Origin of the sequence: Spirosoma sordidisoli (genome assembly GCF_004138325.1) — a bacterium.
Lineage (GTDB): Bacteria > Bacteroidota > Bacteroidia > Cytophagales > Spirosomataceae > Spirosoma > Spirosoma sordidisoli.
This window is the reverse complement of the sequence record NZ_SBLB01000014.1, coordinates 1-20,908: the sequence shown is the minus strand read 5'-3', so window position 1 is coordinate 20,908 and position 20,908 is coordinate 1. Positions and strand designations below refer to the sequence as shown.

The following is a 20,908-nucleotide window of genomic DNA, read 5'->3' as shown; positions in this document are numbered from 1 at the left end:
AGTCACAGTTTCTTCTCCCACCCGGCAATCAGTTGATTGTTCAGCGTGACGAACTCGGTAAACTTCTTTTCGGCGGCTAATTCCGACGATTTGCGGGCAGCAGCAATGGCCGCTTTATAATCGCCTGTTTGTGCCAGCAACTTAGCCTGGAGGTGCAGGTAGTTGAAGGCCGGTTTGAGGGTGGCGGCTTTGGTGGCCCAGACCAACGCCTGTTTCGGGTCTTTGCCTGCGTCGAAATAATACAGGGCCGACTGGTAAAATACGCCCGGCTCCTCGTCGGTAGCCGAGGTTGTGCGCTTCAGAATATCGGCCGTAATCCGCTCATCGGCATTGCTCACGAGCGGGAAATGAACTGACGTATTGGCCCAGGTCAGGTACAGATTCGCCTGATTTTTCACCACATCCTGCATTTCTATAGTGAACGATTCGTAGAACCGCGCCGACGAATCGGGTTTGACGGTAAACCGCAGCACATCGTTTTTTGCGTCGTAGCCCGTCGTGCCGTGTCCTTCGGTGTAGGAATTCAGGATCACCGTCCACTCGGTGCGGGTGGGAATGGTGAAGAGCGAATACTTCCCGGCGGGCAGCGGTTTTCCGGCTACAGTCATCGGGTCGGAGACGGTCAGGATGGTGGCATCCGACGCGCCGGTACGCCACAACTCGCCGTAGGGAACCAGTTTCCCGAAGATAGTTCGGCCCTTCACCGCCGGGCGGGCGTACTTGATTGTTAGATCGGTAAAGCCGATTTTCTGCGTCACCGTGGCCGATGGCGATGGCTCGGGCATACTCAGTTGAGCCGACGCGGGCCGGGCCATTACGCCAGCCAGCAGGGTAATAGCCAGCGTTGATTTAGTCAGGTAATTGGTCATGTGAATTGGTCCGATTAATACTTAAGCACAATACCGTTGGGCTTCTTGCCCACTGAAATGTCTTTGATTTTAGTGCGCTTGGCTACGTCCAGAACAGATACCGTTGCGGCCCCCTGATTGGTGACATAGCCCGTGGCTCCATCTTTGGTGAAGGCGATGGCGTGAGCATCCAGGCCCGTTTGGACCTCGCTCATCTTCATCCAGGCCCCATTCATTCGCTCGAAGATGACTACTTTAGTACCCGTCCCGGCCTGACTCACCCAGAGTTCGTTACGAGTAGGATGATAAGCGGCATAGCCCGGTGTGAAGCCCAGTTTCACGGTTTCGACCATCGACAGCGTGTTTACGTCAATGACGCTGATGCTTTGGCCTTTTTCATTATCCACGTACATCTTGCCATCCGCGCCCGGCCAGGCACCAACCGGGTCCTCACCAACGGCAATGGTCTTCGCCACCGACTTGTCGGAAACCTTAATGACCGACACCGAGTTGCTCATGCCATTGGCAACAAACGCATACTGCCCATTGGATGACATCGTTACCTCGGCGGGTTCCATACCGACCGTAATGGTATTTTTCAGGGCCATTGTACCGGCGTTATAAACCAGTACCTTGCCCGTCATATCCATTTGGGAAGTCCAGATTTCAGTTCCATCGGCGGAGAAAACGGCGTTATGGTTCATCACCGGAGTTTGCTGGTTTTGGGCTGTTTGGCCCGTTACCGGGTTGACGACCAATACACGGCCATTCATGCCGGTTGTTCCCCCCGTATGCCCGGCACTGAGGTCCATGCCTGGCACACCGATGCCCAGTTTGCTGCCATCGGGCGAAAGGTAAATATGGTGCGGCCACATAATCATGTTGCTCATGTTCATGCCGGTCATAGAAGCGTCCCCAAACGAAATAGTTTCTTTCACCTGCTGCCCGGTTAAGTCAATAACCGACAGGCTATTTCCCTCAGCATTGACCACGTAGGCGGCTGGGTAGTTGATGTTCAGCATTGGCTGAGTTGCGTTCATGTTGTCCATGTTCATGCAACCTGCAAGGGGGATAAGCGGCAGTAATGCCACCAGTTTAGTGTACTTAGTCATTGTTTTAGTAGGTTTGTTGAATTTTATAGAAATACCGGATTGCCATACGACGGATGTATATCCGAACAGACGTAAGATGATGCCAGGTGGAGAGACTACATGCCAAAAGCCGCAGACCAAGACGCACTGATGCGTCTGCCAGCGGTAATGGCACGAACGAATCGGCTCAAATAAGCCAACTACAGAGAGAGGTTAATCGGAAACGCCCAGATCGGATTAACGGATCGTCGGGCTGTTGGGGAGCAGAGGAAGGCTCACTAATCGGTAATAACACGGATAGGAACCGCGCTACCTGGGCAAAAGAGGGAAGATCACTGATAATCGGGTTCACCTCGATAGCGTGAACAGCGTTCGATTGTTCGGTTTTTAAGTGTTCATACCGAGCGACTTCCTTACAACAGGGTGTTCTGTGAATTGTCCGGGTTGATTTGTCATGCGGACAGGCGGCTTCCTCTGAACAGGCTTTTAAACACGCCTTGGGCATTAGGTGGCTCTCGACCTTCTTGCCACTCATTTGGCACCAGTGGTCCACCACGACGAAACCACTGCTGGCAAACAGCACGGACCCCGCCAGCCACAAACACAGCAGACGAGTAAACCAGGACCGATGGACAACAGGGTTTTTCACGCTGCAAACATAGGGGTTATTCTGAATAAGTAGTGTTGTAAGATTTTACGAGTGGCTTATAAAACTTTTCGTTTGTCTGTCAAGGTCAGTCGTTTACTCCTATTATCCTATCGAGTGGTCAGGGAAGAAAAACCTTACTTCATACAACTTGTTAATCACGTAGAAACAAAACCTCAAATTTATTTTAAGTATGACAACTGCCTTAGCCCCTCAACAGTATCAGGATTGCATCGAAGCCTGTCAGGCCTGCGCTGTCAGCTGCGATGCCTGCGCCGAAGCCTGTCTATCCGAACAGGACGTATCGATGATGGTGGACTGCATTCGGCTTGACCGTGACTGCGCCAAGATCTGTTACACGGCTGTTTCATTCATGGCCAGTGGTAGTGTTCACGCGGCTGATGTATGCCAGCTTTGCGCTCATATCTGTGAAGCCTGTGCTACCGAGTGTGAAAAACACGCGGCCCACATGGATCACTGCCGCCAGTGTGCCGAAGCCTGCCGCCGGTGCGCGGAAGCCTGTCGAAAAATGGCTCAGGGTGCTCACAGCATGACCGCCTAATCAAGCAAAACCGATTAGCCCGCTTACTACAGTTTAAGAGTGGGCTAATCGGTTTTCTTTTTGACTACCTGTTGCATAAGTTATTACCGTACCTTTGTAGCCGTGAAGTGGTTTACAGTCATATTGTCCGTTTATCTCCTCGGTCTGTCGCTTTGGCCTTGTGCAGATGAACCGCTGCTACCCGTTGGGCAGCCGGGGATAGCTATGATTCTGTCAGCTTCGACCACGGAGTCAGATGCCAGTCATCACCACGAGCATGATCAATGTACGCCTTTTTGTACCTGTGCTTGCTGTGCGGCAACAATTACGACTGCTCCCCAATTCCACTACTCGCTTACGCCTTCGTGCGAACTAATCCCGATTGATGTAGCCTCATTTCATTACGTTTCGGCTCCTCTGGCCGACCCACTCTCTGCCATCTGGCAACCCCCTAAACTTCGGGTCTGAACACCCCAGCGTTCACGCTACTACTACGCCTTTTTTGATAGGGCGGTAGCAGCGTGAATGCATTCCTTTTTTTTATTCATTTGTTCAGATTCCGTTATGCTGGATTCCATCATCCGTTTTTCTATTCAGAATAAACTCATTATCGGGATTTTCACCCTGGCCCTTATTGTCTGGGGTGGTTATTCGTTATCCCGATTGCCCATCGATGCCCTGCCCGACATCACCAACAACCAGGTGCAGGTCATTACGCAAAGCCCAGCCCTGTCGGCCCTCGATGTCGAACGGCTCATCAGCTTTCCCATCGAGCAGACCATGGCGACCCTGCCTGATCTGGTCGAGGTGCGGTCTATTTCCCGCTTTGGGCTGTCTGTCGTCACCGTCGTCCTGAAAGATGGCGTGGATATTTATTTAGCCCGCCAGCAGGTCTTCGAGCGGTTGCAGCAGGCCCGCTCTCAGATTCCCGCCAACGCGGGCAATCCCGAACTGGCCCCTGTCACGACGGGTCTCGGTGAAATTTACCAGTATGTCATCCGGGCCAAACCCGGCTTCGAGCAGCGATACCCCGCCATGGAACTGCGCTCGATTCAGGACTGGATTGTTCGGCGGCAACTATTGGGGACCAAGGGCGTGGCCGACGTAAGCAGTTTCGGGGGCTTTCTCAAACAGTACGAAGTGGCCGTCGATCCGCAGCGGCTCAGGGCGGCCGGCGTAACGATGGACGAGTTGTTCACCGCCCTCGAAAAAAACAACCAGAACGCCGGGGGTGCCTACATCGACCGTCGGCCCAACGCCTACTTCATTCGCTCGGAAGGGCTGATCGGCACCTTACAGGATATTGGTAAGATCGTTGTCCGGCGGAGTCCCAACGGGATTCCGGTACTCGTGCGCGATGTCGCGCAGGTGCAACTGGGGCAAGCCGTGCGCTACGGGGCTATGACCCGCAATGGCGACGGCGAAGTGGTGGGGGCCATCGTCATGATGCTCAAAGGAGCCAACTCCTCCGAAGTGATCGGCAACGTCAAGCAGCGTATTGAGCAAATCAAGAAATCCCTGCCCGAAGGCATCGAGATTCACGCCTTCCTTGATCGCACCAAACTCGTCAACCGCGCCATTGGTACGGTCGAGAAAAACCTGCTCGAAGGGGCCTTGATTGTCGTCTTCGTACTGGTGCTGTTGCTGGGCAATTGGCGGGCTGGACTAGTGGTAGCGTCGGTGATTCCACTGGCGATGCTGTTTGCCGTTTCACTGATGAATCTGTTCGGGGTATCGGGTAACCTGATGAGCCTGGGGGCTATCGACTTTGGGCTGATCGTGGACGGGGCCGTTATTATTGTGGAAGCCACCCTGCACCACATTGCCCTGAAACAATTCCGACACAACCTCTCCCAGGACGAGATGGATGAGGAAGTGTTTGTATCGGCCAGCCGCATTCGATCCTCGGCGGCTTTTGGCGAAATCATCATCCTGATCGTGTACCTGCCCATTCTGGCCTTAGTCGGTATCGAAGGAAAGATGTTTCGCCCAATGGCTCAGACCGTGGCTTTTGCCATTCTGGGGGCATTCATCCTGTCCTTAACCTACGTACCGATGCTCTCCGCCCTGCTGCTGAGTAAGAAGCCTATTCGCGAAGGCAGTAAAAATATTTCCGACCGGATCATGGGCTTTTTCCACCGGGGATATGACCCGGCCATCCGCTGGACGCTGAACCACAAAGGGCTGGTCGTAGGGCTGTCGGTTGCTCTGTTTGCCGCTACGCTCTGGCTGTTTAGTACCCTCGGTGGAGAATTCATTCCGCAGTTGGATGAGGGCGACTTTGCCGTTGAGACCCGTGTAATGACCGGTTCGTCGCTGGCTCAATCGGCGGATGCCTCGCTTCAGGCCGGAAAAGTGCTGAAAGAGAATTTTCCGGAAGTGATCGAGACCATTGGCAAAACCGGCGCGGGCGAAATTCCAACCGATCCCATGCCCATTGAAGCCACCGACTTGATGGTCATTCTCAAGGACCGCTCGGAGTGGACATCGGCTACCAGCCGGGAAGAACTCGCCGAGAAGATGCAGGAAAAGCTCAACCAGATTCCGGGCGTGAGCTTCGGCTTTCTGCAACCCATTCAGATGCGCTTCAGCGAACTAATCTCCGGGGTGAAGCAGGACATCGCTATCAAGCTCTACGGCGAAGACCTGAAAGTGCTGGCCGATTATGCCGCCCGCATTGGCCGCGTCGTCGGCACCGTACCGGGGGCGGAGGACCTCTATGTCGAGCAGGTATCGGGGTTGCCCCAGATTGTGGTCAAGTTCGACCGCGACGCGCTGGCCCGCTTTGGTCTCTCGATTGACGATGCCAATCGCTATCTCCAGGCGGCTTTTGCCGGGTCAGCCGCCGGATTAGTGTACGAAGGCGAACGGCGGTATGATCTGGTGGTGCGGTTGCAGCAGCAAAGCCGTCAGCGACTCGAAGATGTGCAGAATCTGCTCATCAGTACGGTAGATGACGAGCAGGTGCCGCTGAGTCAGGTAGCGGACGTTTCCTTCCAGAACAGCGTCAATCAGGTCCAGCGGGAAGATGCCAAACGGCGCATTATTGTGGCCTTCAACGTGCGGGGTCGTGATGTGGAAAGCGTGGTTAAGGAACTACAGGGCAAGATTGACAGCCAGATTAAACTACCCGTGGGGTACTACGTGACCTACGGCGGGCAGTTTCAGAATCTACAGGAAGCCAAAGATCGGCTGAGTATCGCCGTGCCAGTGGCCCTGGGGCTGATTTTCCTCTTGTTGTTCTTTACGTTTGGCTCAGTGCGGCAGAGTTTACTGATTTTCTCGGCCATTCCCTTATCCGCGATTGGGGGTGTGATCGCCCTGTGGCTGCGGGATATGCCGTTCAGTATCTCGGCGGGGGTCGGCTTCATCGCCCTCTTCGGGGTCGCCGTACTCAATGGCATCGTGCTGATTGGCGAGTTTAATCACCTCAAAGACGAAACCGACCTGGATTTGCGGGAGCGGATTTTACAGGGTACGGCCACCCGTTTACGCCCCGTGATGATGACGGCCTTAGTAGCCTCTCTGGGTTTTCTGCCGATGGCTCTGGCGACTACGGCAGGGGCTGAGGTGCAACGGCCCTTAGCGACGGTCGTGATCGGAGGGTTGTTGTCGGCTACGCTGCTGACGCTACTGGTGCTGCCCTGTCTATACTGGTGGGAGCAAACCAAATTTGGGAAAAAGAAACCTGTTGTGGCTCCGGCTCCTGTTGTGGGTAAACTGGCCACCTGGTTGCTGATTGCCGGATTAGTGAGCGGTACAGTCATTCATGCGTCGGCTCAGGTACCCCAACTGGCGGCAGGCACACCGGCATTCTCGTCGCTCTCGCTGGAAGGGGCCCTGCAACAGGCAACCACCGGCAACGTAACCGCCCGCATCAACGCGCTTAACATCGCCCAGCAGCAAACGGGTCGCCGGGCGGCCCGCGACATCGGAGCAACCAACTTCTCCTGGACAGGGGGCCAGTACAATGGCCCCAACTTCGATAATAATTTCACCGTTTCGCAAAACCTGCCCAACCCCAAACTCATCCGGCAGTTGGAGCGCGTGGCCGATGCCAATGTCGTCGGTAGCGAAGCGCAGGGACGAGTCAACCTGAACGGATTGCGGGCGCAGGTAAAATCGGCTTATTACGACCTGCTCTACATCGCCCAACGCCGACGGCTACTCCGAACCCAGGATAGTCTGCTCGTAGCATTCCGGGCGGCTACTGAGCTTCGCTTAAAGACCGGGGAAGGAACCGCCGTGGAAGTGGCGACGGCCACCAACCAACTGGGGGAATTACGGAACGCGTTGAACCAGACGGATGCCGACCGGCAAATTGCCCTGAGTCGGCTGCAAACCCTGCTCAATACCAACCAGCCCGTTGGTCTGGCCGACAGTACGCTCACGCGCCGGGCCTTGCCGCTGGTGACGGATTCGGCTACGCTGGCCCAGACCCCGGAACTGGCCTTTCTCCGCCAGCAAACGGAGATTGCCGCCCGCCAGACGGACGTGGAACAGGCCAGGCTGCTGCCCAGTTTCTCGCTGGGCTATTTTAACCAGTCGCTGAAGGGTACGTACACGGTCGATAATCAGGAAGTTACCTACGGGGGGGGCAGGCGGTTTCAGGGATTTATTGCGGGCGTTTCCATTCCCCTCTTTACCCGGCCCCAGCGCGCCCGCATCGAAGCGGCCCGGCTCGGTCAGCAACTAGGCGAAGCCACGCTGGTCCTCACCCAGCGCAATTTACAGGGCGAGTTGAATGCCGTTATTCAGGAAGTCCGCAAGTTGCAGAGCAGCCTGAGCTACTACGAACAAACGGGACTGCCTACCGCCCGACTCTTGGCGGAGAAAGCAACCGTGGCATTCCGGGCGGGCGAAATCGGCTACCTCAACTATTCGCAGGCCCTCACCCAGGCGTACCAGACCCGCGCGGGCTACGTCGATGTGCTGGGTCAATACAATCAATCCGTCATTCGCTTAGAGCAGATTCTGGGCTTACCTTAATACAACCATGAAACAAATCATTTTTTGCCTCAGCCTGTTGTGGCTGACTACTGCCTGCAACCAAACGGCTGACCAAAAAACGGCCACCACAGAAGCTAAACCCGACGCCCCGCACGAAGAAGACGCGCACAAAGAAGGCCCGGCCGATGTGGTCGAACTCTCCACCGACCAGCTTCGCATCGGAGCGGTGGAACTGGGCCAGGTGGAAAACCGGAATCTGGGCCAGCAACTCCAGCTCAACGGGCGGCTGGCCGTACCGGCCCAGAGCCAGGTAGCCATCACGGCCATCCAGGGCGGTTTTGTCAGGAGTCTGCCCCTGCTGCCCGGCCAGCCCGTGCGGAAGGGGCAGGTACTGGCCCGCATTCAAAACCCGGAGTTGGTGGCCCTGCAACAGGAATACGCCGAAAACCATAGCCGCCTGACGTATTTAGATGCCGAATTTGCCCGCCAGAAAGAACTCAGCGAACAGAACGTCAGTGCCCTGAAAGTATTCCAGCAAACAGCCTCCGAACGCAATCAGGTACGTTCCCGCTTAGGGGGTTTAGCGCAGCGGCTTCAGTTGGTGGGGTTGTCACCCCAGGCCGCGCTGAACGGTACATTTAGTGCGTACTATGTGGTAACGGCTCCGATGTCGGGCATCGTGACGAACGTAGCCGTAACGAACGGGCAGTTTGTGCAGCCCAGCGATGTGATTGCTCAGCTTACGGGTAGTCAGGGACTCTATGCCGAACTAACGGTGTTCGAGAAAGATTTGCCCCAGATTCGGGAAGGGCAGCGCATCAGCCTCCGGCTCAACAATGAAGGGGGAAAAGAACGGTCAGGACGGATTACGTACATCAACCGGGCCATCGATGCCGACCGTTCGGTACGGGTGGTGGCTAAACTCGACCAGCCCGATGCCCGGTTATCGCCCAACACGTTTCTGAAAGCGGGTCTGGATTTGGGCAAGAGCCGGGTGACGGCCCTGCCCGAAGGGGCCATTGTTTCTGCCGAAGGGAAAGATTACATTTTTATCGTTACCGACGAAAAAGCCCCCGAAGAACACGAACACGAAGAAGGGGAGAAAGCGCACTCCGACAAGGAAGAGCACGACCATAAACCTGGCGAAACCGAACAGCACGGCACCACCTTTAAGCAGATTCCCGTGCGCCGGGGTGTCACCGAAGGGGGCTATTCACAGGTTACGCTGCCTGCCGATTTCGACCTGGCTAAGGCACGGGTAGTGGTTAAGGGAGCCTACGCCGTTCTGTCGCAGCTTCAGGCCGCCAGTGGGGAAGAAGAAGGACACGCACACTAACGTATAGTAGGGCCTGCCCAACCTCGATTTGGGCAGGCCCGGTTTCAGGGCATCCATTCATTAGGCGAACCCCTTTCTGACAAAGCGATGAACACAGCAGATAACGTACTACTCACCCCTACGGGTCATCAGGTTCACCTGCACGCTCGCGACGGCATCCGCTCGGTCCGCATCGACCGGCTCGTGTCGGAGAACGAACTGACGTTTGCCCATTACCCGGCCCTGTCGCTGGCTACCTACGACGAATCCGGGTTCATGCTCTGGAGCGACGAACTGCATACCTATGCTCCTCCCGATAGTCCGCAAGAAGCCACTATCAACCGAATGTTTGCGGTGTGGGAAAGCCTGACCATCGGAATAGATGCCCATGGGGAAGCGTTCGATTTTCTGATTCGCGTGTATTACACCATTAATCCTGACTGAGATGAAGAAGCTACTGTTAATCGCCACGGGTTTAATCCTACTGGGGTTAACCTCGGGCTGTGTTACCTCGCAGTTCCAACCCGTAATGCAAACCACTTCAACTAACGCACTATCCGATTCGGTGACTATTTTTCTACTGGAACGGGATCTGCCGCCCCAGTTTGATCGGTCGGGCATTGTTACATTTCGCACGTACCGCTCTGGTATGGGTGTTCATGACCAGGTTAAGCATCAACCCCAACAGGAAGCTCGTCAGCGGGGAGCCAACGGAGCGTTCCGTCTCCGGGAGGGTACGTATGACCGGATAGGCATTGTCGCTTACCTGCTTTTCCGATACCCAACCCGCTAATATACTTATGGACCCCCTATTTGAACAAGTAATCTCGTATGCTCTGCTGCCGACCGTTGCCCTGACGGGCGGGGGCCTGCTTGCCCTGTTTATCCGCTTTGGTGTTCAAGCGCGTTCCGCTATTCTGCATTTTGCCGCCGGGGTGGTTTTTTCTGTAGTGGCCGTTGAAATCCTTCCCGACGTGGTGCGGCTGCATGACCCGTGGCTAACGACCCTGGGGTTTGGGGCGGGCATCGGCCTGATGCTGCTCATCCGCCAACTAACGGAAGCACCCGTTGAAACGTTATCCCGTCCCCGAATGCCCACAGCACCTGCCGGTCGGTTTCCGCTGGCTTTTCTACTGGCTATTGGGGTCGATATTTTCATCGATGGCCTGCTGCTGGGGGTCGGTTTTGCAGCCGGGGCCAAAGAAGGGGTTCTGCTGGCGTTTGCGCTGGGCGTGGAGGTACTGTCACTGGGGCTGGCTACCGCTACCTCCCTGACCAACGATGGCGTAGCCCGGTCCCGCATCATTCGCCTGCTGCTGGGTTTATCGGTGCTATTTTTTGTGAGTGCCGTTGGCGGGGCGACCCTGTTGCACAACCTGCCCGAAGCGGGCTTAGATATCGTGCTATCCTTCGGACTGGCGGCCCTGCTGTTTTTAGTGACGGAGGAACTGTTGGTGGAAGCCCACGAAGGACCGGAAAAGCCCTGGCTGACGGCCACGTTCTTCGCGGGGTTTCTCTTGTTTTTGATCCTGGGTATCGTGGCTTAATCCTACTAAACCAAATGGCCTATGTACAAGGTATTACTCAATCAACCCGGTCGGTTGGCCCTGCGCGTGGCCGACTTTATCACGGTGGACGACTACTATGAACTCCGTCCATTGCTGGATACAACTCTGCATAGTGCCGGAGAACCCCGGCTGTATTGGGAAATGGAGTATTTCCGGGGCTGGCAACCGGATGAACTCTGGCGGGATTTGCAGTTTGACCTGACGGTCACGGCGGATTTTGCCCGCATCGCGCTGGTGGGTACACCAGACAACGTATCACTCATTACGCCGGTGATGCAGACCATCTTCCGGGCCGAGATGCGGACTTTCCCACCCGACCAGAAAGAAGCGGCCTGGCAGTGGTTCGGTGATAGCGAATTACCGCGCCTGCCTACCAAGTAGTCGTCTACAAAGGTAAAGGCGGCAAAATTACTCCATTGATAAAGCTCTAATTTGATGAGACAGCTCGGTTTACTTACTACGCTTTTACTCATTGGTTTTGCGGGACGTAGCCAGGCACTCCGGGTGATTGATGCTAAAGGGCACGTTTGGCGAGCGTACCGGCACGGCGATGAGCTACAATTAGTGGTTTGGGATGAAACGGTCGGCAAGATGACTACAGTGGGGCAACTTACAAGTATCCGGTCGGATTCCGTTTTCCTGCGTGACCCGGCTGGCAATACGCAACGCGTGGCCGTGCCGAAAATTACGGGCATACGCTCCCTGCCGACCATGCTTTCGGGCATAACGGCAGGGGCAGCCGTGGGAGCAACCACCATAACGCTTATCGACAAGCGGGATATGCCGACTGGTCCACGTCTGGGTCTTACCTTACTGCTTGGAACAGGTGTCGGTTTGGCCGTGGCTTACTGGCAGCGAACCCATCAACGAAAAGGGGTTCGTCACCGGTCCGAGCGTGGTTGGTCGTTTCAGGTCCACTAATCAGTTCAAAATTTTAAGCTGGGTTGGGGCCAAGCAATTGATTTTCTAATTCTCGCTGTGCACACATGAAAACGAACAGACCATATCAGCCTAAGCTAACGGCCTTGTCCCGGTCACTAATAGCCGTGATCGTGGGGGGATTAGTCTGGTGGCTAACTGCCGGGCGGTTAGGCTGGCAAACCCGGCTGCTGCTGGGCTGGCTGGCCTATGCCCTGACTGTGCTAATGATGATCTGGCTGGTCATTGGCCGGGCCGATGCCCGGCAAACGGCCCAGCGGGAAGATGAAAGCCGCCCCGCTATTTTTCTCTTTACCGTGGGCGGAGCTTTGGTCAGTCTGCTGGCCGTAGTCGTTCTGCTGGGTTCGGTTAAGGGTTTATCAGCCTCCGAAGCAACGCGGCACGTGATCCTGTCCGGGTTGACCGTGGTTAGCTCGTGGCTACTGATGCACAGCATCTTTACGCTGCATTACGCGCATTTATACTACTATGATGCCAATGATACCCGGCAGGAGGGCGGTCTGGATTTCCCGGGTAAACAGCTACCTGACTACCTTGATTTTGCCTACTTCTCGTTTGTGGTGGGGATGACCTGTCAGGTTTCGGATGTCGCTGTTACCGAACAACGACTTCGCCGTCTGACGTTGCTGCACAGTGTGCTGTCGTTTGGTTTCAACACGCTAATTATCGCCTTAACTATCAACACAGTATCCGGCCTGTTTTAATGCAGGTCATCTAGACGATCTATACCGATGCAATCCTTACAGACGCTAATTCACCAGGAACTCAACGAGGCCCAAACGGTGCTCAACACATTCATGGCCGACGAGGAAAACATAGCGGCCATTGAGCAGGCCGCCCGGCTGATGGCCGATGCCCTTAGGCGGGGCGGCATGGTGATGAGTTGCGGCAACGGCGGCTCACTCTGTGATGCCATGCACTTCGCCGAGGAACTGTCCGGCCGCTACCGGAACGACCGCTCCGGTCTGGCGGGCCTGGCCATTGCGGACGTGAGTCATCTGACCTGCGTGGGCAATGATTATGGCTACGAGTTCGTGTTTTCCCGCTTTATCGAAGGGTTGGGTCGGCCGGGCGATGTATTACTTGGCCTAAGTACGAGTGGCAATTCGGCCAACGTGGTTTGGGCCGTGGAAGCGGCCCGGCAGCAAGGCATGTCGGTCGTTTTGCTGACGGGCAAGGACGGCGGTAAGCTGGCGGGTCGGGCCGACGTAGAAATTCGGGTACCTCATTTTGGCTATGCCGACCGGATTCAGGAAGTACATGGCAAGGTCATTCACGTGCTGATCTTGCTGATCGAGCAGTTGACCCCGGAGAAAAACACGCTTTAACGCATAATCGATGAACCCGACACCCCCACAAACCGCATCGGCTACGGGCCGCTACAACAAGAACCTACGAATTGTCTTTGGCCTGACGTTTACCTACTTTCTGGTGGAAGTGGTGGTCGGCTACTGGACCAACAGCCTGGCCCTGCTCTCCGACGCGGCCCATATGCTCACCGATGTCATTGGCCTGGCCCTGGCCCTGTTTGCCAACTGGATGAGCCGCCGACCTATCACGGCCCGGCGCAGCTTTGGCTTCTACCGGCTGGAGATTCTGTCGGCCTTCGTCAACGCGCTGATCCTTATTGGTATCTCGCTGTATATCCTGGTTGAAGCCTATGGCCGGTTTCGCAATCCGCCCACCGTGGATAGCAGTAATATGACGCTGGTGGCGTTCGTCGGGTTGCTCGTCAACGTACTGGGTATTTACCTGCTGCGGCAGGGGGCCAAAGACAGCCTGAATGTGAAAGGGGCTTTTCTGGAGGTAGTCAGCGATTTGCTTAGTTCGATTGGGGTTATTGCCGCCGGTCTGATCATGACTTACACCGGCTGGTACTACGCCGATCCGCTGTTCAGTGCGATCATTGGCCTGTTTATCCTGCCCCGTACCCTGAAACTGATGATGGAATCGGTCAACATCCTGCTTCAGGGAACGCCCGACAAATTGGACGTGACGGCCGTAGCGCAGCTTATCAACGCTGTTCCGGGCTTTGGCAACGCCCACGACCTGCACATCTGGACGCTTACGTCGGGCATTGTCGTCATGAGCGGTCACGTCGTCACGAATGAGACGTTGACCACGGCGGACCTGACAGCCCGGCTGGAAGCGTTGGCGGGCCAACTCAACACCCAGTTCAACATCAATCATATCGCCCTTCAACCCGAACGGGCTGGGCAATGTACCAATAGCCTAACGACACTTTAAGTATGACTGCGTTCCGTTTTATAACCCCAACTGTGCGTCATGTCTTCCTGAGCCTGTTCGTGGTGGGGCTACTGGGGGGCTGTGGCGAAAAAACCGTGACCATTCCCGGCAGTATAGACTTTGCGCCAATCCCGAGCCGGGCACCAATCACACCGGGCCTTATCGACGAAGCGTCGGGGCTGGCCGACAGCCGAAGTATGGATGGACATGTCTGGGTAAACGAAGACAGCGGCACGCCCGCGCAACTCAACCTGCTTTCGCACGAGGGCAAGCTGGCCGGGCGGCTACCGTTGCCGGGTATCACCAATCGGGATTGGGAAGACATGGCTGCCGGTCCCGGCCCGCAACCAAGCATCACGTATCTGTATTTGGCCGACATCGGTGATAATCTGGCACAAAATACACAGAACATTATCTACCGGCTGGCCGAACCCAAAAGTCTGACCGAGTCGGTGGGCGCAGTTGACCGGATCGCCTTTCGCTACGCCGACGGCCCCCGTGATGCCGAGACGCTGCTGCTCGACCCGCTCACCCGTGATTTGTGGATTGTCTCCAAAGGCGAAGCGAACGTGCGGCTTTACCAACTGACCTATCCACAAAGCACCACATCGGTTAACACGGCGGCCTTCCGGGGTGAATTACCGCTCACCTTAGTCACGTCGGGCAGCATCTCACCCGATGGACAGGAAATCCTGCTGAAGACGTACACGGGTGTTTACTACTGGCCCCGCTTTACCGGACAAACGGTAACGGAGGCTTTGGTAGGAAAGCAATCGTATCCGCTCACCTACCAGCTTGAACCGCAGGGAGAAGGCATTTGCTTCGACAAGGCGGGCAACGGCTTTTTTACCCTGAGTGAGCGCGGCAACGCAGCCTCCGTAACGCTGAATTATTACCGGCACCAATAACCCCCACGACTATGTTGCTGAACCGACCCATTCCCTTTTCGTTTCTACTCGGCAAGATCAAATATGAAATACTGAGCGTATTCGTGTTTGCCAATCTGATGTTTACCCTGCGTCACTACGTCGGGCTGGAATTTTTGTCGATTCCTTTGGCAATTCCGGCCCTGATGGGTACGTGCATCTCCCTGTTGCTGGCGTTCCGCACCAATCAGGCCTATGAACGCTGGTGGGAAGCCCGCGTCGTTTGGGGCGGCATTGTCAACGACAGCCGGATCCTGATCCGCCAACTGCTGACGTTTCTGCCCGATGAAACGGTGCCTGCGAATATCGTTCAGATGTTGGCTCAGCGACAAATCGGCTGGTGTTATGTATTGGGGAAAACCCTGCGCGGCCAGCCTACGCAGTCAGCCATTAAAACGTATATTCCTGTATCCGAGCAAGCCGGGGTGTTGGGAGCCACGCACCAGCCCCTGGCCGTGCTGCAGGGCCATGCTAATCAACTGCGGTATCTATACCGGGCGGGATATCTGACCGATTTACAGTTGGTGCAGGTGGACGCTACGCTGACCCGGCTAACCGATGCGATGGGGCGGTGTGAACGAATCAAAAACACCGTCTTCCCCCGGACCTACACGTTCTACTTACAGGTATTTATTATCCTGTTTACGGCCATGTTGCCGTTCGGCTTCGTAGAAAATTTGTTTTTCGTGGAAGTCCCTCTGGTGACGCTGATTGGATCTGCTTTTTTCTTAATTGAGAAAAGTGCCATTCAGCTACAGGACCCGTTTGAGAACCGACCCACTGACACGCCAGTGACGGCCATTGCGAAAGGGATCGAAGTGAGTTTAAATCAATTATCGGGCGCGGCTGTGGCCGAACAGTCAACGGCACCGCCCACCTACTTTATTCTTTAGAGAAACTATGCATCAGACCATTCATATCGTGCAAGTCGTCGTTGGGATTGCGTTTACGCTGGGCCTGCTGGGTTGGTGTCTGTATCGACTGGCTGTGTGGTTTAAACTTATCACGGTTAAGAAAAAAACGAAACCGGTGAACCGGCCAACCAATAGTAACCAAACCGGTCAGGCAGGCAAACCAGCCACTTTGAAAGGGCCAAAAAAGGCCGTTACCAACATATCCCGGCGGACGCTATATAGTGCGCGACGGGAACGCGACTGAACACAATATAACGCTCATTGAATTCAGTGAACTATGGATGCAATTGTTTATGGTAGCCTGACGCTGAGTCTGCTACACGCCCTGATTCCCAGCCATTGGCTCCCCTTCGTGACCATCGGGCAAACCGAGAGGTGGAGCCTGCGGCAGACGCTGACCGTAACCGCCATTGCGGGACTGGCTCACACGGTCAGTACCACCCTGCTGGGCGTACTGGTGAGTCTGGCGGGCTGGCAACTGGCCGAGAACTATCACGACCTCTCGGAGCGGGCCATTCCCCTGCTCCTGCTGGCGTTAGGCGTATGGTATTTGATGCAGCACCTGCGCCACCGGCACGTACATGACCATTTCGACGCAGGAGCCGCCCGCAAAGCCCGTTCCTTTTCGGCTCTGCTGTTGTCGCTGGGCCTGGCGATGTTTCTCTCACCCTGTCTGGAGATCGAAGCGTATTTTCTGAGCGCGGGCGCGAAAGGCTGGGGTGCCGTGGCTTTGGTGGCCCTGATTTATAACGTAGTTACCCTGTCGGGGATGCTCCTGATGGTGACACTCGGACGACGGGGCTTGCAAGAGGTCAACCCGCACTGGTTTGAGCATAACGAGAATCTGATTACCGGTCTGACACTTGTTGGGCTGGCCCTGTTTAATTTTTTCATTGAATTCTAACCAACACAATGGCAGACGATCACGATCACAACCATGATGAAGACGGTCACACCCACGATGATGTGGAGCTGATCGAAGAGGGGACTACTCCGGCAGCAGATGCTGCTCCCGCAAAAAAAGGCCCCGAACAAACCTGGCGTACCTACGCTCCCGCTGCAATTAGTTTAGTCTTATTGCTGGGTGGTATCGCGTTGGATAACTACGCGGAAGATTGGTTCAAAGATCCCATTCGATTAGGTTGGTATATCGTAGCGTATCTACCCGTGGGCTGGCCGGTGCTACGCCGGGCGTGGAGCAGCAGCATCCGGGGCGATGTGTTCACCGAATTTTTCCTGATGGGTGTAGCGACCCTCGGCGCGTTCGCCATCCGCGAATACCCCGAAGGCGTGGCCGTGATGCTGTTTTACACCATCGGCGAGTTGTTTCAGGATGCCGCCGTGCTGCGGGCACGTCGGTCCATCAAAGCCTTGCTGGATGTTCGGCCCGATGAGGTAACGGTGCTTAAAGATGGGAAAGCACAGGTCGTAAAAGCCGCGACGGTGGCCATTGGCGAGGTCGTCCAGATCAAACCGGGCGAAAAGGTAGGCTTAGACGGGACGATGCGTTCCGAACGCGGCACCTTCGATACGGCGGCTCTGACGGGCGAGAGCGTTCCGCGTACCATCGAGAAAGGGGAAGCGGTGCTGGCCGGGATGATTAACCGGCAGTCGCTGGTGGAGATGGACGTAACGGTTCCCTATCAGGATTCCAAACTGTCGCGGATTCTCAAATTGGTTCAACAGGCAACGGGCCGCAAGGCGCAGACGCAGGAGTTCATTGCCCGCTTCGCCAAGATTTATACGCCGATCATCTGTCTGCTGGCGGTACTGATCACCGTCGTACCGTACTTTTTCGTCACGGACTACCGCTTTGCCGACTGGCTCTACCGGGGACTGGTTTTTTTGGTCATTGGTTGCCCCTGCGCGTTGGTCATCTCGATTCCGCTGGGTTACTTCGGGGGTATCGGGGCCGGGTCGCGGCAGGGCATTCTGTTCAAAGGCTCCGTCTTCCTGGATTTGATGACCCAGCTTAAAACGGTCGTCATGGACAAAACCGGTACGCTGACCAAAGGCGTGTTCAAGGTGCAGGAGGTCAAGCCGGTGGGCATCGACGCAAAAGAACTGGCCCGGCTGACAGCGGCTTTGGAAAGCAAATCAACCCACCCGGTGGCTACGGCCATTATCGACCATGCGGATACCGGCCATGAAACGGTTTCGGTCGAGGGTGTCGAAGAGATTGCCGGTCACGGCCTGAAAGGACGGGTCGATGGGAAAGAAATGCTGGCTGGAAACGCCAAGTTACTTCGCAAATTCAACGTAGCGTTTGATGAAGCCTTAACCAAGATTCCGTATACCATTGTGATGACGGCCATTGACGGCCAATTTGCGGGTTATTTCACCATTGCGGACGAGGTGAAGGCGGATGCTGCCGACGCGGTGAAACGGCTGAAAGCAGACGGTATTCGTACTGTTATGCTGTCTGGTGATAAGTCGGCGGTAGTCGAACTAGTTGCCAAACAGGTTGGCGTGGACGAGTGGCACGGCGATTTGCTACCCGAAGACAAAGTGAAGCAAGTGGAGCGACTCAAAGCTGAACTTGCTGGCAACCCAAAGGCAAAATTAGCGTTCGTCGGCGACGGAGTCAATGATGCCCCCGTGGTGGCCTTAGCCGATATCGGTATGGCGATGGGCGGTCTTGGCTCGGATGCGACTATCGAAACCGCCGACGTGATCATTCAGAATGACGAACCGGCCAAAATTGCCACCGCCATTGAGATTGGCCGGGCTACCCGCCGGATTGTCTGGCAGAACATCACGTTGTCGATGGTGGTTAAAGCCATCGTGCTGGTGCTGGGTGCAGGTGGGTTAGCGACCATGTGGGAAGCGGTTTTCGCCGACGTGGGCGTGGCCATGCTGGCGATTCTGAATGCCGTTCGGGTGCAGAATCTGAAATTCAAGTGACTCATAACCAATGAGACCCGTGGCAATGGGCTACGGGTCTCTTTCAGGTGAAACGGCAGAGTGTTCAGTAATCAGACTACCGGATCCGAATGCTCTTTATCGTGGCCTTCGGCGTGATGCTCGGCAGCCGCGTGCGCGTGTTCGTCGGCCAGGCTGTGCTGACCATACGCCATGTAAGCTGCATGGGCTTCCTGTTCGTGTTCGCCAGCCTCGTGAAGTTGCTGCGCTTTTTCGTGATATTCGGCGGCTTTGCGGAAGTGGTAAGCTGCCTCTTTATGATGTTCGTGTGCCATACTAAACGTTGGTTTATTCAGTGTTAGTTTTACAACTGTATGATCTGTCCAAAGTTTACTTTTTTCCATCAATAACCATGAAAAAATCATTTGCATCCTTTCTATTCCTCCTACTCCCCCTGCTGACCGAGGCCCACAGCTACTGGCTTGAACTCAAAGGTTCCGGTAAGGTCGGCGAACCGATGACGGTACAGTGCTACTTCGGCGAACTCGAAAACGGCCTGCGCGAAAAAGCCGATAAGCTGGGTGGTATCAAGGCATTCACTGCCTCGGTGCTACTACCCGATGGCACGACCGAACCGCTCACCCTCTCACCCGCTGAGAACTGCTATCAGGCGCAATTCATACCCAAACAGGCAGGAACCTACCAGGTGCTGTTGGTCAATGATACCCGTGCCGTTCAGGATTGGACCAAGCATAACCTGGGCATCGTGCGCCCCCGCGAATACCTGCGGGCTATCTGCCAGATCGGTGGTGGAATGCTGTCGGCCAAACCTGTTTTTTATTTAGATGCAACCCCGCAAAGCAAACCAGCAGCGGGTCAGGCAGCGACATTGCTAATTACGAAGGATGGTGCGGCCTACGCCAACGCCACGGTTAAATTGACAATGCCTGATGGTAAGCAGAGCAAGCTAACCGCCGATGCCAACGGTCTAATAACGCTGACCCCAACCGGAGCCGGGCAGTACGTCGTGGACGTGGACTTCATGGATAAAACGCCGGGCAAGTATGGGGAAAAAGAGTATCAGGCCGTGCGGAACAAAATGGCCCTGACGCTGATGATTTTGTAGATACAGCGACAAAAGTGTCGCGTTTATCATTGATCGCTTATCCGTTGTCAATATTGGCGTTACTGACAGAAATTAACCGAATCACAGTTAGTTAAGTGTTTGCTTAAATACGCAAATGTCTTACCTTTGTGTTTATCTATTGTGCGGGACGACCGTGGAAAAGCATCTTAACCCCAATGAACACTATACCAAATTGTATTCGGATCAATGCCAATCAGGAAAAGATTGGGCAATTTACCGAAACAATAACCCGTTCTCAGATCGCTTTTGGCCGATTGGCTCAAATTCTGGATTTAGCGGGTAATGAAAACCGGCTAAAAATTATTTATCTGCTCCGGGAAGAACGCAATCTGTGCGTTTGCGATTTGAGCGACATTTTGGGAATGACCATTCCGGCAGTTTCCCAGCATCTACGCAAACTTAGAGATGCTCAGTTGATCGAAGCCCGTAAAGTTGGTCAGACCGTATTTTATTCCCTTCGGCTGGAATCAGCAGGCGTTTTACGCGCCCTGCTGGAACACCTCGAAGCATTCCAAACCGAACCGGTCCTGATTGCCTACTCAGGACCGTAACGACCACAAAGCGATGAAACTGGCAGGATTGACCGGATTATTGACAGCGTTTATTTCTTCTCTCTGTTGCACCGTCCCGTTGCTGACGGTGCTTGTCGGCGCAACCAGTTCAACCAGTGCTTGGGGTTGGTTAGAACCTTTGCGGCCCTACGCGGCACTCCTCACAGTGGGTGCATTGGGTTGGGCCTGGTACGAGCAACTTAAACCAAAAAAGACCATGGAATGTGCATGTGACCAAAAAAAAACAACCTTCTGGCAGAGTCGAGGTTTCTTGAGTGTCGTCACGGGAATTGCCTTGCTTCTCCTGGCTTTCCCCTCTTATTCAAACTGGCTTTACCAGGATAAAACCCCAGTACAGCAACC

The 20,908-nt window shown here is 55.1% G+C and carries 21 protein-coding genes; 18 read left to right on the top strand and 3 right to left on the bottom strand.

Annotated elements, in window-relative coordinates; genetic code table 11:
- Positions 1-2: 2 nt before the first annotated feature.
- Entirely contained in the window at positions 3-869 is an 867-nt protein-coding gene (locus EQG79_RS29230; RefSeq protein ID WP_129606577.1) for a DUF2911 domain-containing protein, read from the bottom strand.
- Positions 870-883: 14 nt separating this feature from the next.
- The gene (locus EQG79_RS29225) at positions 884-1,888 is read right to left on the bottom strand and encodes a YncE family protein (protein ID WP_240699508.1); all 1,005 of its coding nucleotides are present in this window, start codon (positions 1,886-1,888) and stop codon (positions 884-886) included.
- Between the two features lie 890 nt (positions 1,889-2,778).
- On the opposite strand from EQG79_RS29225, the gene EQG79_RS29220 reads away from it, so the two are divergent.
- The 15 genes from EQG79_RS29220 (at position 2,779) to EQG79_RS29140 (ending at position 18,889) form a co-directional block, all read left to right on the top strand.
- Positions 2,779-3,147: a four-helix bundle copper-binding protein gene (locus tag EQG79_RS29220; protein ID WP_129606573.1), complete on the top strand. Its 369-nt coding sequence runs from the start codon at positions 2,779-2,781 to the stop codon at positions 3,145-3,147.
- 543 nt (positions 3,148-3,690) lie between these two features.
- Positions 3,691-8,115, top strand: coding sequence for a CusA/CzcA family heavy metal efflux RND transporter (locus tag EQG79_RS29210; protein WP_129606568.1), 4,425 nt, complete (start codon positions 3,691-3,693; stop codon positions 8,113-8,115).
- Between the two features lie 7 nt (positions 8,116-8,122).
- Positions 8,123-9,412, top strand: coding sequence for an efflux RND transporter periplasmic adaptor subunit (locus EQG79_RS29205; RefSeq protein ID WP_129606566.1), 1,290 nt, complete (start codon positions 8,123-8,125; stop codon positions 9,410-9,412).
- 87 nt (positions 9,413-9,499) lie between these two features.
- Positions 9,500-9,835, top strand: a complete 336-nt coding sequence (locus tag EQG79_RS29200; RefSeq protein WP_129606564.1) for a hypothetical protein — start codon at positions 9,500-9,502, stop codon at positions 9,833-9,835.
- Between the two features lie 85 nt (positions 9,836-9,920).
- Entirely contained in the window at positions 9,921-10,184 is a 264-nt protein-coding gene (locus EQG79_RS29195) for a hypothetical protein (RefSeq protein WP_129606562.1), read from the top strand.
- Between the two features lie 7 nt (positions 10,185-10,191).
- Positions 10,192-10,938: a ZIP family metal transporter gene (locus EQG79_RS29190; RefSeq protein WP_129606560.1), complete on the top strand. Its 747-nt coding sequence runs from the start codon at positions 10,192-10,194 to the stop codon at positions 10,936-10,938.
- Positions 10,939-10,959: 21 nt separating this feature from the next.
- Positions 10,960-11,340, top strand: coding sequence for a SpoIIAA family protein (locus EQG79_RS29185; RefSeq protein ID WP_129606558.1), 381 nt, complete (start codon positions 10,960-10,962; stop codon positions 11,338-11,340).
- Between the two features lie 54 nt (positions 11,341-11,394).
- Positions 11,395-11,880: a hypothetical protein gene (locus EQG79_RS29180; RefSeq protein WP_129606557.1), complete on the top strand. Its 486-nt coding sequence runs from the start codon at positions 11,395-11,397 to the stop codon at positions 11,878-11,880.
- 65 nt (positions 11,881-11,945) lie between these two features.
- Complete coding sequence (locus EQG79_RS29175) at positions 11,946-12,602, top strand: DUF1345 domain-containing protein (protein ID WP_129606555.1); 657 nt, start codon at positions 11,946-11,948, stop codon at positions 12,600-12,602.
- A gap of 27 nt (positions 12,603-12,629) precedes the next feature.
- Positions 12,630-13,226, top strand: coding sequence for a D-sedoheptulose 7-phosphate isomerase (gene lpcA / locus EQG79_RS29170; protein WP_129606553.1), 597 nt, complete (start codon positions 12,630-12,632; stop codon positions 13,224-13,226).
- Between the two features lie 10 nt (positions 13,227-13,236).
- On the top strand, positions 13,237-14,145 hold the full coding sequence (locus tag EQG79_RS29165) for a cation diffusion facilitator family transporter (RefSeq protein ID WP_129606551.1): 909 nt from the start codon (positions 13,237-13,239) through the stop codon (positions 14,143-14,145).
- 2 nt (positions 14,146-14,147) lie between these two features.
- A complete protein-coding gene (locus tag EQG79_RS29160; protein ID WP_129606549.1) occupies positions 14,148-15,053 on the top strand; it encodes a PE-PGRS family protein in 906 nt (301 codons plus the stop codon).
- Between the two features lie 11 nt (positions 15,054-15,064).
- Positions 15,065-15,964, top strand: coding sequence for a bestrophin family protein (locus EQG79_RS29155; RefSeq protein ID WP_129606548.1), 900 nt, complete (start codon positions 15,065-15,067; stop codon positions 15,962-15,964).
- A 298-nt stretch (positions 15,965-16,262) separates the two neighbouring features.
- Positions 16,263-16,889: a hypothetical protein gene (locus EQG79_RS29145; protein WP_129606544.1), complete on the top strand. Its 627-nt coding sequence runs from the start codon at positions 16,263-16,265 to the stop codon at positions 16,887-16,889.
- Positions 16,890-16,897: 8 nt separating this feature from the next.
- Positions 16,898-18,889 (top strand): heavy metal translocating P-type ATPase, encoded by a 1,992-nt coding sequence (locus tag EQG79_RS29140; protein WP_129606542.1) that lies wholly within the window; start codon positions 16,898-16,900, stop codon positions 18,887-18,889.
- A gap of 71 nt (positions 18,890-18,960) precedes the next feature.
- Here EQG79_RS29140 and EQG79_RS29135 read toward each other — a convergent pair whose 3' ends face one another.
- On the bottom strand, positions 18,961-19,182 hold the full coding sequence (locus tag EQG79_RS29135) for a hypothetical protein (protein ID WP_129606540.1): 222 nt from the start codon (positions 19,180-19,182) through the stop codon (positions 18,961-18,963).
- A gap of 77 nt (positions 19,183-19,259) precedes the next feature.
- Between EQG79_RS29135 and EQG79_RS29130 the strand changes: the two genes are divergently transcribed.
- The 3 genes from EQG79_RS29130 to EQG79_RS29120 form a co-directional block, all read left to right on the top strand.
- A complete protein-coding gene (locus EQG79_RS29130; protein WP_129606538.1) occupies positions 19,260-19,973 on the top strand; it encodes a DUF4198 domain-containing protein in 714 nt (237 codons plus the stop codon).
- A gap of 176 nt (positions 19,974-20,149) precedes the next feature.
- Positions 20,150-20,545, top strand: a complete 396-nt coding sequence (locus tag EQG79_RS29125) for an ArsR/SmtB family transcription factor (RefSeq protein WP_129606536.1) — start codon at positions 20,150-20,152, stop codon at positions 20,543-20,545.
- Positions 20,546-20,558: 13 nt separating this feature from the next.
- The coding region (locus tag EQG79_RS29120; protein WP_240699507.1) for a mercuric transporter MerT family protein at positions 20,559-20,908 on the top strand (350 nt) is incomplete at its 3' end.

Excerpts from the sequence above, each read along its gene's own strand:
- EQG79_RS29230 (WP_129606577.1), bottom strand. The coding sequence starts at position 869 with ATGACCAATTACCTGACTAAATCAACGCTGGCTATTACCCTGCTGGCT.
- EQG79_RS29225 (WP_240699508.1), bottom strand. The coding sequence starts at position 1,888 with ATGAACGCAACTCAGCCAATGCTGAACATCAACTACCCAGCCGCCTAC.
- EQG79_RS29220 (WP_129606573.1), top strand. The coding sequence starts at position 2,779 with ATGACAACTGCCTTAGCCCCTCAACAGTATCAGGATTGCATCGAAGCC.
- EQG79_RS29210 (WP_129606568.1), top strand. The coding sequence starts at position 3,691 with ATGCTGGATTCCATCATCCGTTTTTCTATTCAGAATAAACTCATTATC.
- EQG79_RS29205 (WP_129606566.1), top strand. The coding sequence starts at position 8,123 with ATGAAACAAATCATTTTTTGCCTCAGCCTGTTGTGGCTGACTACTGCC.
- EQG79_RS29200 (WP_129606564.1), top strand. The coding sequence starts at position 9,500 with ATGAACACAGCAGATAACGTACTACTCACCCCTACGGGTCATCAGGTT.
- EQG79_RS29195 (WP_129606562.1), top strand. The coding sequence starts at position 9,921 with ATGCAAACCACTTCAACTAACGCACTATCCGATTCGGTGACTATTTTT.
- EQG79_RS29190 (WP_129606560.1), top strand. The coding sequence starts at position 10,192 with ATGGACCCCCTATTTGAACAAGTAATCTCGTATGCTCTGCTGCCGACC.
- EQG79_RS29185 (WP_129606558.1), top strand. The coding sequence starts at position 10,960 with ATGTACAAGGTATTACTCAATCAACCCGGTCGGTTGGCCCTGCGCGTG.
- EQG79_RS29180 (WP_129606557.1), top strand. The coding sequence starts at position 11,395 with ATGAGACAGCTCGGTTTACTTACTACGCTTTTACTCATTGGTTTTGCG.
- EQG79_RS29175 (WP_129606555.1), top strand. The coding sequence starts at position 11,946 with ATGAAAACGAACAGACCATATCAGCCTAAGCTAACGGCCTTGTCCCGG.
- lpcA (WP_129606553.1), top strand. The coding sequence starts at position 12,630 with ATGCAATCCTTACAGACGCTAATTCACCAGGAACTCAACGAGGCCCAA.
- EQG79_RS29165 (WP_129606551.1), top strand. The coding sequence starts at position 13,237 with ATGAACCCGACACCCCCACAAACCGCATCGGCTACGGGCCGCTACAAC.
- EQG79_RS29160 (WP_129606549.1), top strand. The coding sequence starts at position 14,148 with ATGACTGCGTTCCGTTTTATAACCCCAACTGTGCGTCATGTCTTCCTG.
- EQG79_RS29155 (WP_129606548.1), top strand. The coding sequence starts at position 15,065 with ATGTTGCTGAACCGACCCATTCCCTTTTCGTTTCTACTCGGCAAGATC.
- EQG79_RS29145 (WP_129606544.1), top strand. The coding sequence starts at position 16,263 with ATGGATGCAATTGTTTATGGTAGCCTGACGCTGAGTCTGCTACACGCC.
- EQG79_RS29140 (WP_129606542.1), top strand. The coding sequence starts at position 16,898 with ATGGCAGACGATCACGATCACAACCATGATGAAGACGGTCACACCCAC.
- EQG79_RS29135 (WP_129606540.1), bottom strand. The coding sequence starts at position 19,182 with ATGGCACACGAACATCATAAAGAGGCAGCTTACCACTTCCGCAAAGCC.
- EQG79_RS29130 (WP_129606538.1), top strand. The coding sequence starts at position 19,260 with ATGAAAAAATCATTTGCATCCTTTCTATTCCTCCTACTCCCCCTGCTG.
- EQG79_RS29125 (WP_129606536.1), top strand. The coding sequence starts at position 20,150 with ATGAACACTATACCAAATTGTATTCGGATCAATGCCAATCAGGAAAAG.